This window comes from Corallococcus sp. RDP092CA, assembly GCF_041903675.1.
In the GTDB taxonomy this organism is placed as follows: Bacteria; Myxococcota; Myxococcia; order Myxococcales; family Myxococcaceae; genus Corallococcus.
In genome coordinates this window covers 206,366-220,039 of the sequence record NZ_JAYESI010000002.1, presented here as the reverse complement: position 1 = coordinate 220,039, position 13,674 = coordinate 206,366, and the positions used below count along the sequence as shown (strand labels likewise).

Annotated in this window: 7 protein-coding genes; 4 read left to right on the top strand and 3 right to left on the bottom strand. The window is 73.9% G+C overall.

Annotated elements, in window-relative coordinates:
- Positions 1–93: 93 nt before the first annotated feature.
- Together U8525_RS03200 and U8525_RS03195 are read left to right on the top strand one after the other, a co-directional pair.
- Entirely contained in the window at positions 94–1,029 is a 936-nt protein-coding gene (locus tag U8525_RS03200; protein WP_374260982.1) for an MBL fold metallo-hydrolase, read from the top strand.
- Between the two features lie 31 nt (positions 1,030–1,060).
- Complete coding sequence (locus U8525_RS03195; RefSeq protein WP_374260980.1) at positions 1,061–2,827, top strand: M14 family zinc carboxypeptidase; 1,767 nt, start codon at positions 1,061–1,063, stop codon at positions 2,825–2,827.
- Positions 2,828–2,951: 124 nt separating this feature from the next.
- Here U8525_RS03195 and cglD read toward each other — a convergent pair whose 3' ends face one another.
- On the bottom strand, positions 2,952–6,359 hold the full coding sequence (gene cglD, locus U8525_RS03190) for an adventurous gliding motility lipoprotein CglD (protein ID WP_374260977.1): 3,408 nt from the start codon (positions 6,357–6,359) through the stop codon (positions 2,952–2,954).
- Positions 6,360–6,621: 262 nt separating this feature from the next.
- Here cglD and U8525_RS03185 point away from each other — a divergent pair, with 262 nt between their 5' ends.
- Both U8525_RS03185 and U8525_RS03180 read left to right on the top strand, forming a co-directional pair.
- Positions 6,622–7,368 carry a TIGR02266 family protein gene (locus U8525_RS03185; protein WP_374261498.1) on the top strand — a complete coding sequence of 249 codons (747 nt, stop codon included), beginning with the start codon at positions 6,622–6,624 and terminating at the stop codon, positions 7,366–7,368.
- Positions 7,365–8,312 carry a serine/threonine-protein kinase gene (locus U8525_RS03180; RefSeq protein ID WP_374260974.1) on the top strand — a complete coding sequence of 316 codons (948 nt, stop codon included), beginning with the start codon at positions 7,365–7,367 and terminating at the stop codon, positions 8,310–8,312. Before U8525_RS03185 ends, U8525_RS03180 begins: the two co-directional genes overlap by 4 nt.
- Positions 8,313–8,316: 4 nt before the next feature.
- Here the strand turns inward: U8525_RS03180 and U8525_RS03175 are convergent, their stop codons facing one another.
- Positions 8,317–12,144 (bottom strand): AAA family ATPase, encoded by a 3,828-nt coding sequence (locus U8525_RS03175; protein ID WP_374260972.1) that lies wholly within the window; start codon positions 12,142–12,144, stop codon positions 8,317–8,319.
- Positions 12,141–13,385, bottom strand: a complete 1,245-nt coding sequence (locus U8525_RS03170; RefSeq protein ID WP_374260970.1) for an exonuclease SbcCD subunit D C-terminal domain-containing protein — start codon at positions 13,383–13,385, stop codon at positions 12,141–12,143. The genes U8525_RS03175 and U8525_RS03170 overlap by 4 nt, the downstream gene beginning before the upstream one ends.
- Positions 13,386–13,674: the final 289 nt, after the last annotated feature.

Here is a 13,674-nt window from a genome sequence, read left to right as displayed (position 1 = left end):
ATTCCCCTTGCGCCCCTCCCCTCCTGCCGAGCATGACTCGGGCGAGGCGGCGCGGGCCCATCCTTGGGGGACACCCGTTGCCGGGAGCCACTCATGGCGATGCGCTTCAAGAACCTGGATGGCAGCGGACCGCAGCCCTTCACCCGCGTCTTCAAGTGGGCCGTCACGGACAAGCTCGTGGGCAGGCGCCGCAGCTCGCCCGCGCGCGCCGTGGTGCCGCGCGTGGAGCCGGACCTGGCCGTGCTCGCCACCCCGCCCGCGCCGGGGGAGGGCGCCCGCCTGACCTGGCTGGGCCACGCCAGCTGGCTGGTGCAGTTGGACGGCGTGTCGCTGCTCATCGACCCGGTGCTGCGCGACGCCATCAACGTCGTCATCCGCCGCAACGTGCCGCCCGGCGTCCCGGTGGAGAAGCTGCCGCGCATCGACGCGAGCCTCGTCTCCCACAACCACTACGACCACCTGGACCTGCCCACGCTCAAGCAGGTGGGCGCCCGCATCGTCACCGGCCTGGGCCACGCGCCGGTGTTCCAGGGCCAGGGCCTGGCCTTCCACGAGCTGGACTGGTGGGAGTCCACCCAGGTGGGGCCCGTGCGCGTGCACTACGTGCCGGCCCAGCACTGGAGCCGCCGCGGCCTCCACGACGCCAACGAGATGCTCTGGGGCGGCTTCGTGGTGGAGGGCTCCAGCGCGCGCGTCTACCACTCCGGCGACACCGCCTACTTCCAGGGCTTCAAGGAGATTGGCGCGCGCTTCCCCAGGCTGGACGCGGCGCTCCTGCCCATTGGCGCGTACGACCCGGCGTGGTTCATGCGGCTGCAGCACATGAACCCGGAGGAGGCGGTGCAGGCCTTCGAGGACCTGGGCGCGCTGGCCTTCTTCGCCATGCACTGGGGCACGTTCAAGCTCACGGACGAGCCGCTCGACGAGCCGCCCGTCCGCCTGGACGCGGAGTGGCTGCGCCGGGGCTGGCCGCGCGACCGCGTTCACGTGCTGCCCGTGGGCGGTACACACACCGTGCGGCACGGTTGAGCGCTGGCGGGGCTTGTGGTCTCAAGCCCCCATGCTCCTGCCCACCCTCGCCGCGCTGGTCCTCACGCAGGCCCCTCCCCCCCTCACCACCGTCTCCGAGCAGAGCGGCTGGAAGCGCACCGGCCGCTACGCGGAGGCGGAGCGCCTCTGCCGCGCCTTCCCCAAGGCGTTCCCCGGCAAGGCCCGCTGCGACACGCTGGGCACCACGCCGGAGGGCCGCCCGATGGTGGCGCTCGTCGTCAGCCCGGACGGCACCCTCACCGCGGACGCCGCGCGCAAGAAGGGGCGGCCCGTCGTCTTCTTCCAGGGCGGCATCCACGCGGGGGAGATCGACGGCAAGGACGCCGGCTTCTGGCTCTTGCGCGACGCGCTCCAGCACCGGACCTCCGCGCCGGACCTGCTGAAGAACGTCACCGCCGTCTTCGTCCCCGTCTTCAACGTGGACGGCCACGAGCGCTTCAACCCCAACCACCGCCCCAACCAGGTGGGCCCGGAGGAGATGGGCTTCCGCGTCACCGCGCAGAACCTCAACCTCAACCGCGACTACGTGAAGGCGGACGCGCCGGAGATGGTGCTGATGCTCCGGTACCTCAACGCGTGGGACCCGCTCGTGTACGTGGACCTGCACGTCACGGACGGCGCCAAGTTCGAGCCCGACGTGTCCGTGAGCCTGGAGCCCCAGCAGTCCGGCCCGCCCGCGCTGCGCGAGCGGGGCGTGAAGCTGGTGGACGAGCTCTTCAGCGGCCTCACCGCCCAGGGACACCAGCCGCTGCGCTTCTACCCGTCCTTCCTCAAGGACGACGACCCCACCAGCGGCTTCGCCTACGGCGTCCCCCCGCCGCGCTTCAGCCAGGCCTTCTGGTCCGTCCACCACCGCTTCGGCGTGCTGGTGGAGACGCACTCCTGGAAGAGCTACGCCGAGCGCGTGAAGGCCACGCGCGACGTGCTGGAGGGCCTCCTGCGGCTCGTGTCCCGCGACGGCGCCGCGCTCCTGGCCGCCGTGAAGGCGGAGGACCAGAAGGCCACCTCCGGCCAGGTGCGCGAGGTGGTGCTCGGCTGGGAGAACACGCCCCGGCGCGAGGCCATCGAGTTCAAGGGCTACGCCTACGAGCGCCTGCCGTCGGACGTCTCCGGCCAGCCGTCCATCCGCTACGACGACACGAAGCCCCAGACCTGGAAGGTGCCATACGCGCCGGACATCCAGCCCGCCGTCACCGCGACGCTGCCCGCGGGCGGTTACCTGGTGTCCGCCGCGCACGCCGCGTGGGTCGCGCCCAAGCTGACCGCGCACGGCATCGCGTTCCAGCGCCTCACCCGCGCGGTGCCCGCCGCGAAGGTGGAGTCGTTCCGCGCGACGGACTTCCAGTTCCAGGCGCGCTCCAACGAGAGCCACCAGGGCCTCACCGCGAAGGGCGGGTGGAGGCCGGACACGCAGGACCTGCCCGCGGGCACGCTCTACGTGCCGGTGGCGCAGAAGAACGTGGAGCTGGTGGCGCACCTCTTCGAGCCCGCGGGGCCGGACTCGCTGCTGACGTGGGGCTTCTTCAACGCCCACTTCGAGCAGAAGGAATACATCGAGGACTACGTGCTGGAGCCCTTCGCCCGGGAGCTGCTGGAGAAGGACGCGGGCGTGAAGGCCGCCTTCCAGGAGCGGCTGAAGGACCCGGCCTTCGCCAGGGATCCGCGCGCCCGCCTGCGCTTCTTCGCCGAGCGCCACCCGTCCTGGGACGAGCGCCTGGGCCTCTACCCCGTGTACCGCGCCGCCAGCGCGCCGGCGAGCCTGGCGCCGGTGAAGTAGCCACGCGGCAGGAAGAAGCCCCCGGCCCGCTTCCCCCGTGAGGGGGCGTCGCGGAGGCGGGGGCTTCGAGGTCACCGCCGCGCTCCCGGCCCATGAGGCACCGGGAGCGCGTCTTCATTCGGGCCTAGCCGATGGGCTTCTCGCAGACGCACGCGCTGACGTTGCAGGTGAAGCCCGGCGCGCAGCCGCCGCAGTCCGGCTTGCAGACGCAGGCGCACAGCTCCGCGTTGGCGCCGAAGCCGGTGCCGCAGTCGAGCGCGCCCGTGTCGCAGACGCAGCCGCAGGCGTTGTTGTCGAACTTGTAGCCCGCCGCGCAGGTCGCGGACTGCACGCAGCTGCACGAGCAGGAGTTCGTGTTGCACGTCTCGAAGGTGCCGCACGTGCCGCCGCAGTCCGGCGCGCAGGTGAAGTCACACACCGCGCGGTCCGTGTTGCACACCTGACCTGCGGGCGCCGTGCCGCCGCAGTCCGCCGGGCACTCGCACTTGTCCGTGGTGCGGTTGCAGACGAGCTTGCCGGCGCAGAAGTCGGGGTCGTTCGGGTCGTAGTACTGCGTGTCGGACGCGCACGGCGGCGGGTTGCCGTCCGGCTTGGTCGTGCGGTCGATCCAGTAGCGGTAGGACACCGCCGCCTGCGTCACGCCGGACTGCTTCGGACGGCACGCGCCGTAGAAGGACACGGTGCGGTTGATGCCGTCCACGTCGAAGCCGTTGGTGCGGCTGCGCGGCAGGTCCCCGATGCTGGGGCACGCGGCCGGATCCACCACCTCCGCCACCGCCACCTTCAGCGAGGCGCCAATCGGCGGCTTGAGCGTCTTGTAGCCCACGGAGGCGATGACGCTGTCCACGATGGCGTTGATGGTGTTCGTGATGGAGGTGTTGTCCCGGATGCTGCCGGACACGCCGCCCGTGGCCTGGATGACGTCCAGGTGGCGCGGGTTGGTGTTGTCCTCACCCGAGTAGCACTGGCCGCCGTCTGGCGGGCAGATGATGCCGTGCACCTGGATGGGCTGGCCCGTGGGGTTGCTCGTGGTGCCGGACGTGGTGCCGGTGTTGAGGAAGTACGCCGAGTAGTTGGCCACCGTGTCCGTGGACTGGTCCTTCACGTCCGTGAGGATGACCACCACCACCTTGGCGCCCGGACGGATCTTCGTCTCCGCGCCGCCCGTGGACGCGGCCATGTCGTTGATGGCCTTGCGCGCGGCCTCCAGCGGGCGCTCGCTGCCGTCGCCCTTCAGGCCCACCCAGCAGTTGGTGTCCGCCGTGCAGGTGGTGTTGGCCAGCGGCGTGTACGTCGGGTTCTGCGTGGTGCCGCCCTTCACGGCGCACACGCTGTTGTGACAGACCGCGTTCTGGGTCAGCCATGCCTTGAACTGGTCGATGTTGGTGGTGAAGGGGCGCAGCACGTTGCGGTTGGCGCTGCTGCCCACCGTGTAGCTGGTGGTCACCATGGACACGCGCCAGTCCAACGTCGCGTTGCCCAGCTTGTTGGCCACCGCCGTGCCCGCGTTCGCCAGCGACGTCTGCGACGACGCCATGGAGCCGGAGTCGTCCACCACGAAGAGGAAGTCCACCACGGCCGTGTTGCCGGTGAAGACCTCGCACTGCACCGCGTCCGCGTCACCGAACTGCGCCAGCGCGGAGCCGCCCGCCGTGTCCGCCGTCGTGAAGAGACTGCCCGCCTCGTTGTAGCGGGCCGCCGGGGTGATGGCGAGCACCACCACGACGCTCTGGTTGGAGCGGTGCACGTACTGCGCCTGGATCTTGAACGGGCCACTGATGCCGGCCGTGCCGCCGAGCGCCTCCGTGCTGGAGGGCACCAGTTGCCGCGCCAGCGAGTTGGTGAACGTCTTCAGATCCGCCGTGCCGGCCAGCGCGTAGCGGGAGACCGCCGCTGGGAAGCCGTCCCAGGTGGTGAACGTCTGGGTGAACTCCACGTCCGCCGGCGCCAGGAGCCCCGTGCCGGTGCGAATGCCCGACTCGTCGGCCGAGGGCGTGGTGGAGCTGCCCACCTGAGCGCGCTTGTAGGCGATGAACGTCACCTGCTTCGTGTCGTCGTAGCCCAGCACGCCCACGGTCTGGCCGTTGGCCTTCAGGTTGATGAGGTTGGCGCTCTTGAACGTGTTGGGCAGCGCGAGCCGCATGTCCGCGCCGCTGTCCTCCTTGAAGGTCACGGTGCGCAGGTTCTGCACGCTGCACGCCTTGCCCGCGGGCGTGGTGGACGCGCCGTCCTTGGGGTCCAGCGGGTTCAGCTCGCCCGGATCCACGCGGCCGTTCTGGTTGGAGTCCTCCGCGCCGTCGGGGATGCCGTCGCCGTCGGTGTCCGCCTTGTTGGGGTCCGTCTTCGTGGCGGGGTCCGCGTCGCCCACGTAGCCGCAGTTGTTGCGCGGGGCCGCGGCCGTCGTCACGCCGCGCTCCACGCCGTCGAGCAGGCCGTCGCCGTCCGTGTCCGGGTTGGTGGGGTCCGTCTCACCGGGGTCCACCTGGCCGTTGGAGTTGGGGTCCTCCCCGAGGAAGCCGTCGCGGCCGGCGCCGTCCTGGAGCCCGTCGCAGTCGGTGTCCGTCAGGCGCGGATCCGTCTCACCGGAGTCCACGCGGCCGTTCTTGTTCGTGTCCTCCACGCCGTCCGCCACGCCGTCGCCGTCCGTGTCCGGGTTGTTCGGGTTGGTGCCGGTGGCGATCTCGACGGCGTCCGGGATGCCGTCGAAGTCCGCGTCGGGGATGGACGCGGCGCAGTCCGCCTTGCGCGGATCCGTCTCGCCCGGGTCCACCTTGCCGTTGTGGTTCACGTCCTCTGCGCCGTCCGAGCAGGTGTCGCCGTCCGAGTCCGGCTTGAGCGGATCCGTGCCCGTCTGCTTCTCCAGGCCGTCCGGCAGGCCGTCGCCGTCGGTGTCGCGCAGGCGCGGGTCCGTCTCACCCGGGCTGACCGAGCCGTTCTTGTTCGCGTCCTCCTCGCCGTCCGGGAGGCCGTCACCGTCGGAGTCCGCGGTGTTGGGGTCCGTCTCCGTGGCGTCGCGCCTGCCGTTGCGGTTGGCGTCCTCCAGGCCGTCCGGCAGCCCGTCGTCGTCCGTGTCCGCCTTCACCGGCGAGGTGCGCGTGCTGGGGTCCAGGTCCGGGTAGAAGGAACAGTTGGGGTCCACGCTGGACGTGCGGCCCACCTCCACGCCGTCGCGGATGCCGTCGCCGTCCGTGTCGCGCAGGCCGGGATTCGTCTTCAGGCCGCCGGTGTAGACCGTGGAGAACTCCTCCTGGTCCGTCAGGCCGTCACAGTCCGAGTCCTTCGTGGCGTTGTTCGGATCATACGGGTCGGTGTCGACTTCGCCGGGATCGGGATCCGGGTCGACGATGACGCCGGCGTCCTCGACGTAGCCGGCGTCGAAGCCCGCGTCGATGCCGGCGTCGGAGCCTCCGTCGTTGGTGGGGTTGGGGTCAGTGCCAGGGCCAGGGCCAGGGTCCGGGTCGGTGCCACCGCAGCCCGCCATGAGCGTGGCGGCGAGCAGCGTGCCGGAGAAGAGTCGGATCCAATTGCGCATAACGGGTCTGCACTCCGGGAAGGGGGGTTACGGAGAACACCCGCAGCATAGAGGGAGGCGCGTCTGATTCCGATGTAGGTACGCCCTGGGATGGAGAGGTCATTCGCCATTCGTAAATTTGGCGTTCAGCGCTATGGCCTGTTTCCGACTGCACTGTCTTTACGGGGGCCAGGAGGGCTCGGTTATCGTCCGCCCCGTGCCTGTGTTCGGTCTTGCGGCGGTATGGGGGGAAGCGGCTTCGCCCGAGAAGGCGGCGGCCGTGGTGGAGGGATTGAGCGCGCTCTTGCCGTCCGCGCAGTCGATGCAGCTCCTGGTGGCGTTTCGCGACGACGCCGGCGCGCTGGAGGTGAAGGTGGAGGTGCCGGGCTATCCGCGCGCGGCGGTGGAGCGGCTGGGCGAGGAGGTGCGCAAGAGCGGCGGCACGTTCGTGGAGCTGTGGCGCCTGCCCAAGGCGGAGCGGGACGCGCTGCGCTCGCGCACGCTCGCGGGCGGCACGCCCTTCGCCGGCAACGAGCGCGCGCAGGCCGCGCAGGAGCTGCGGCAGCACCTGGAGGCCCTGGCCGCGCGAGGCCCCCTGCCCACCGCGAGCACCCCCCCGGCCGCGCCGCCGTCCGGCCTCGCGCCCGCACCGCCGTCCGCGCCCGCCGCGGGCGCGCCGGAGCCCGCGCCGTCCTCGCCCAGGGATGAGCCCCAGCGCCGGGCCCCGCGCTTCGCGGTGAAGCTGGAGATGGAGTTCCGCACGGAGCTGGACTTCGTGCGCGAGCACGCGCTGAACATCAGCAACGGGGGCCTCTTCGTGCGCACGGCGCACCGCCCGCCGCAGGACAGCGTCGTCACCGTGGACGTGAAGCTGCCCAACGGCCAGCGGCTCCAGGGCGAGGCGCTGGTGGTGCACGTGGTGGACGCGCCGTACACGGGGGGCGTGGGGCTGGCCTTCCTGAGCGACGACGCCACCTTCGCGGCGACGCTGGACGGGTACCTCGCGAGCCTGGCCGGAGAGAAGGCATGACGCTGGAGGAGGGCCAGACGCCGGGGTGGCCGCGCGACCTGGGCCGCTTCCAGCTGCTGTCGCGGCTGGGGCGCGGCGGCAACGCGGAGGTGTTCCGCGCGCGGATGCTCCAGGGCCTCCACGCGGGCGAGGAGGTGGCCCTCAAGCGCGTGCGGCCGGAGCGCCTGAGGGACCCGGAGGCGCGCGATCAGCTGCTGCACGAGGCGGAGCTGGCGCGGTGCCTGGCGCACCCGCACATCGTGGGCTTCCGGGAGTACGGCGAGCTGGCGGACGGGCCCTACCTGGCGCTGGAGCTGGTGGACGGCACGGACCTGGGGAAGGTGCTGGCGCAGTGCCGGCGCCGGCGCATCGAGCTGCCCATCGACCTCTCCGTGATGATGGTGCGCCACGTGCTGGAGGCGCTGGCGTACGCGCACACGGCCACCAACTCCAAGGGCCTGCCGCTGGCGGTGGTGCACTGCGACGTGTCCCCGCACAACGTGCTCCTGTCGCGCGGCGGCGAGGTGAAGCTGGCGGACTTCGGCGCGGCCCGCTCGCGCGCGGGCCTGGAGGTGGACCCGCGGCGGGTGGGCAAGCAGAACTACCGCTCGCCGGAGCTGTTGGCGGGCGAGGTCTCCGTGGCGGTGGACCTGTGGGCGGCGGCGGTGCTGCTGTACGAGCTGCTGTCGCTGGAGTCGCCCTATCCGGAAGGGACGTCGGAGGAGGTGGAGGCCTCCATCCGGGGCCTGCGGGTGACGCCCGTGCGCATGGTGGCGCCGGGGGTGTCGGATCCGCTGGCGCTGGTGCTGGACCGGGCGCTCGCGCCGCACCCGTCGCAGCGCTTCTCCTCCGCGGAGCAGTTCGCGCGGGCGCTGGCGCCGCTGAGCGATGACCGCGTGGCGACGCCGCTGGCCGTGGCCGCGGTGGTGCGCGGCCTGATGGGCGCGGAGCCGGTGGCGGGCTGAGGCGTCAGGCCACCTCTTGCTGGCCCGACGGCACGACGAGCCCCGCGTCGCCTTCGACGACGAGCTTGCTGCGGCCGCCGCCCTGCTTCACCACGCGCACCTGCACGCCGATGCGCTCCGCGAGCCCGCTCACGTGGGAGATGATGCCCACCTGGCGGCCGGTGGCCTGGAGCGCGTCGAGCGTGGCCAGCGCGACCTCCAGCGTCTCCGGATCCAACGTGCCGAAGCCCTCGTCGATGAAGAGGGTCTCCACCTGCGTCGTCTCCGACGACAGCGAGGCCAGGCCCAGCGCGAGCGCCAGCGACACGAGGAAGCTCTCGCCGCCGGAGAGGCTGGCCACGCTGCGGACCTCGTCGCCCATGTCGCCGTCCACCACCTGGAGGTCCAGGTCGTGGCCGGGCACGCGCTCCAGGCGGTAGCGGCGGGCCAGCTCGCGCAGGTGCGCGTTGGCGTGCAGCAGCAGCGCGTCCAGGGTGAGGCTCTGGGCGAAGACCTTGAACTTCTTGCCGTCGTGCGAACCGATGAGGTCGCCCAGCGTCTTCCACACCTCCGCGTCGGCGCGGCGCTGCTCCAGGGCCCGCGCCTCCGCGCCGTGGCGCGCGCGGGCGGCGTCGTCGGAGTCCAGCTTCGCGCGCAGCAGGGCCTCTGCGCGGCGGCGCACCTCCACGTCGGTGCGCAGGCGCTCGCAGAGCGCCGCGACGTCCCCCTCCGCGAGCGCGGGAAGCCCCGAGGCCTCGTGGCGGACGCGGCGCTCGCGGCGCTCCGCGAGGACGGCGCGGGCCTGGGCCACGGCCTCGCGCAGGGCATCGAGCGCGCGGGCCTCCGCGTCGCACCAGGCGGCGCCACGCGACAGCAGGGCCTTGAGCTGCTCCAGGGTGGTGCCGTGGCCGGCGAGGCGCTCCGCGAGGACGGCCTGGGCATTGTCGAGGGCGCGGGCGGCCTCGGCGCGCAGGCGCACGGCGTCCTCGGCGCGGGCGGTGGCCACCTTCTCCGCCTGCTGGAGGGCCTCGGAGTCCTCGCGGGCGCGCTCGTAGGTGACCTGGGCGGCGTCGACGCGCGCCTGGACCTCCGCGCGCACCTCCTGCGTGGGGCGGCCCTGGAGCAGCCGGGCGCGGGCGCGGGCGGCGTCCTGGAGGGCCGCGTCCTTGAGGCTCGCGCGCCGCGCGGCGGTCTGTGCATCCTCGAGTCGGGCCTGGAGGCGGACCTCCTCACGGGCGCGCGAGCCCTGCTGCGCATCGAGGCGCTTGCGGGAGTCCTCCAGCTCCGCGAGCTTCTCGCGCCACCGGGTCACGCGCTCCAGGCAGCGGCCCTGGAAGCGCGCGGGGTCCGCGGCGAGCTTGACCTCCCAGGAGACCTCGGCGGCGAACGGAGGGGCCACCTCCGCGAGGGCGCGCTGGCGGGCGTCGCGGGCGGTGTCCCGGCGCAGCAGCGCCTCCCGGTGGGCCTGGGCCGCGCGGGACCGGGCGTCCTCGGCCTTGCGGAGGGCCTCGGCCGCGCCTTCGCGCCGGACGCGCCGGGTCTCCAGCAGGGCCCGGTCCTCGCGAGCGGCGCCGGCCCGGATCTCGGCGGAGGCCTCCTCCTCGCGCAGGGTCGCAAGCCGCGCGCGCACGGCCTCCTGCGCGGCGCGGAGCCACGGCTGCGCCGTGGAGTCCTCCGCGTCCTCGGGGGGCGCGGCGCTGGGGGAGCCCGGTGGGGTGACGCTCGAGGCACTGGCTTCCGAGGGCAGCGCCGCGCGGCTCCACCGCTCGCGCGCCGCGCGCCAGGACTCGCGATGCCCCGCGCGCTTGCGGGCCGCCGTGTCGCGCCTGCCTTCAGCCTGGGTCGCGGCCGTGTCCGCGGTCGCCTGCCGCACGCGCGCCGCGCTCTCCTGCTCCGCGGCGGCGTCGCGCGCCGACTCCAGCTCCAGCACCCGGGCCGCGGCCTCCGCGACCAGCCCCTCCAGCGCGGAAGCCTCGCGGGCATACGGGTGCTCGAGCGCGCCGCACAGCGGACATGGCTCCCCGTCGTGCAGCGCGGCCCGGTGCGACGCCAGCCCCTGCGTCGCCTCGGCGCGCGACTGCGCACGGCGCGCCTCGTGGAGCATCGCCTCCTGCGCCGCCCGCCGCGCCGCCGCGTCCTTCGCCTCCTCCGCCGCGCACGCGGAGGCCTCGCGGTGCGCCGCCACCTCCGACGCCGCGTCGCCTTCCGCCGCGCCCTCCGCCCGCGCGCCTTCGCCCGCGAGCGCCAGCGCCCCCAGCGCCTCCTGCCGCGCCAGCAGCGCCTCCCGGAGCGCCCGCCGCGCCGCGCCGCCGTCCTCGCCCAGCGCGGCCTCCGCGTGCGTCGCCAGGGCCTGGGCCTGCGCTTCCGACTCGACCGCGTCCTGGTGCTCCTCGCGGCGCGCCTGGACCTCGGCGCCCAGCCGCTCCGCGTCCTTCCCCAGCCGCTCCGCGTCCGCGCCCGCGCCCTGCTCCTCCTTCAGCGCCGCCGCGAAGCGCTCCAGCTCGCGCTGCCAGCGGGGCCACTCCGTGGCCAGGGACTCCCAGCTCGCATGCGCCGCCCGCCACGCCTCGGCCGCGTCCACCAGCGCCTGGGCCTTCGCCTCCGCCGCCTGCGCCTGCTCCAGCGCCTCGCGCGCCGACGTCTCCGCGTCCTTCGCCTGCTTCGCCAGCTCCGCGGCCTCACGGGCCTCGCGCTCCGCCTCCGCCCGGCGCGTGTCCAGCGTCGCGGCCTCCTCCAGCGCCGGACGCACCGAGGCCTCCGCCTCCAGCGCCACCGCGCGCGCGGCCTCCGCCTGCATCCGCACCTGCCGCTGCGCCGCCGCCGCCGCGAGCGCCGCTTCCGCCTGCGACGCCCGCTCCAGCTGCTCGGCCTCCGCCCTCACGCAGCCCTGCTCCGCGGCCTCCACCGCGGACACCACCGCGCGGAAGCCCTCCGCCGCGCGCACCGCCTCCAGCAGGGCCTCGCGAGGCGCCGCCTCCTCCCGCTCCGCCTCCGCCCTGGCCACCGCGCTTTCGGCCTGCTGCTCCTGGCCCACGAGCTCCGCGCGCTGCGCGTACCAGGACAGGGCCGCCTCCGCCTCGCGCAGCCGCGACTCCTCGCGGACCCGCGCGGCCTCCTCCTCGCCCAGCTGGACGCGCACGCCCTCGCGCTCCGCGTCCGACAGCAGCGCGATGGCCGCGAGCCCCTGCGACAGCCGCTTCAGCTCCTCCTGCTCCTTGGCGTTCTGCTCGTGCGCCGCGATGGACACCCGGCTGTAGACCTCCGTGCCGGTCATCCTCTCCAGCAACTCCGCGCGCTCGTTCGCGTCCGCGCGCAGGAACGCCGCGAACTCCCCCTGCGCCAGCAGCGCCGAGCGCCGGAACTGATCGAACGACAGCCCCAGCCGCTCCTGAATCGCCTGGAGCACCTCGCCCTTGGTGCGGCCGAACACCTGGCCGGAGACCACGTCCGTCAGGGTCAGCTCCTGCGGCCGGAAGCGCCCCTCCGCGCGCTCGCGCGCGCGCCACACGTTCCACCGCGCCCGGTAGCGCCGCCCGTCCTTGCCCAGGAAGTCCACCTCCGCGTGGCCCTTGCCCGCCCCGCGCCGCAGCATGCCGCGCACGTCGTAGGCCGACAACCGCGCCTCCTCGTCCTCGTCCGCCCGCCCCACCAGCACCTTGCTGGGCCCGCCCAGCCGGGGCGTGCGGTCGAACAACGCCAGGCACAGCGCGTCCAGCAGCGTGCTCTTCCCCGCGCCCGTCGCGCCGGAGATGGCGAACAGCCCCAGCCGGTCCAGCGGCGCCCGGTCCAGCTCCAGCGCGAAGTCCCCCGCGAAGCTCGTGAGGTTGCTGCCGCGAATCGCCAGGATCTTCACGACGCGTCCTCCTGCACCTGCGTGAGCAGCGCGTGGAACGCCTCCAGCAGGCCCGGCGAGGGCGCCTCCTTGAAGTCCCGCGCATACCGGGCGAGGAACACGTCCTCTGGCGTGCGCTCCCGCAGGGACAGCCCCTGCCGCACGTCCGCCAGCGCCCCGCCCGTGCCCGTGTAGAAGGGCGTCAGCTTCACCAGCCGCGCCGCCCGTCCCTCCAGCGCCTTCTCCACCTTGTGGCGCAGCGCCGGCTCCGGCCGGGGCAGCGACACGCAGACCTCCAGGTACGGCCGCGACGCCTCCGGCGCCCCCGCCTCGCACGCGGGCAGCGCCGCGAGCAGCTCCAGGACCTCCGACAGCGGCGCCGCGTCCCGGGCCGGCACCCGCACCATGTCCGTGGTGCGCGGCACCGACAGCGGGCGCACCTGCGTCAGCGCCCCGTCCTCGACCTCCAGCACCAGCACCTGGTGCCGGTAGTGCGCCTCCGCCAGCGACAGCGGCAGCGGAGAGCCGCTGTAGCGCACGCCCTCGCGGCCGCCCACGCGCTGCGCCTTGTGCAGGTGGCCCAGCGCCGCGTACGCGACATCCTCCGGGAACAGGTCCACCGGCAGCGCGTGCTGGTTGCCGCCGAGGATCTTCCGCTCGCTCAGCTCCGACAGCTCCGAGCCCGTCATGTAGCAATGGCCCATGGCCACCAGCGCCTGCCCGGACCTGCGCCGCCTGCGCGCGGCGTCCAGCACCTCCGAGTAGACGGAGCGCACGCCCTCCACCAGCCGGTCCCCCTCGCCGTCCGGCACCGGGGGCAGGTCCGAAGGCCGCAGGTACGGCACCGCCGCCACCCACGCGCCCACCCTGCCGCGCGCGTCGTGCACCGGCACCACCAGCCGCTCCATCTCCAGCCCGCCCCGGTGGCGCGGCAGGCCGCCCACCACGCGCACGCCCAGCGCGTGGAACAGCGGATCCGGCGCGTCCAGGCGCGCGGCGGAGTCGTGGTTGCCGCCCACCACCACCACGTCCAGCTTCGGCAGCGCGCGCCGGGCCCGCGCGATGAAGTGGTACCAGGCCGCCTGCGCCTCCGCGCTGGGGTTGGCCGTGTCGAAGATGTCCCCGGCCACCAGGAGCGCATCCACCGCCTGGGACTCCAGCGTGTCCAGCAGCCACGTCAGGAACGCGGCGTGCTCCGCTTCGCGCGAGACGTCATACAGCGTGTGGCCCAGGTGCCAGTCCGACGTGTGCAGCAGGCGCATCCGGCGTTCACCCTCCCTCGTGGCCCGGTGGCGGGTGCGGGCCGGGCAGCCTCGCCCGGCCCCGTCCCCGACGCCAAGCGGCGAGCCCCCGCTCCCTTACCCGCCCCCTCTGACATTGTCGAAAAAGGGCGTCATTCCGCGCGCTTGCAGCCGTGGCCTGCCCGACGCGTCCCGTCCTCCCCGCCCCACGCGCCACGGAGTCCCCCGCGCGCGGGCCGCACGACCCGGCGGGGCGCACCCGCGGCATGGGGGCCCTGCGCCGCGCGTGCACTCCGCGCGGGCGCGGCGA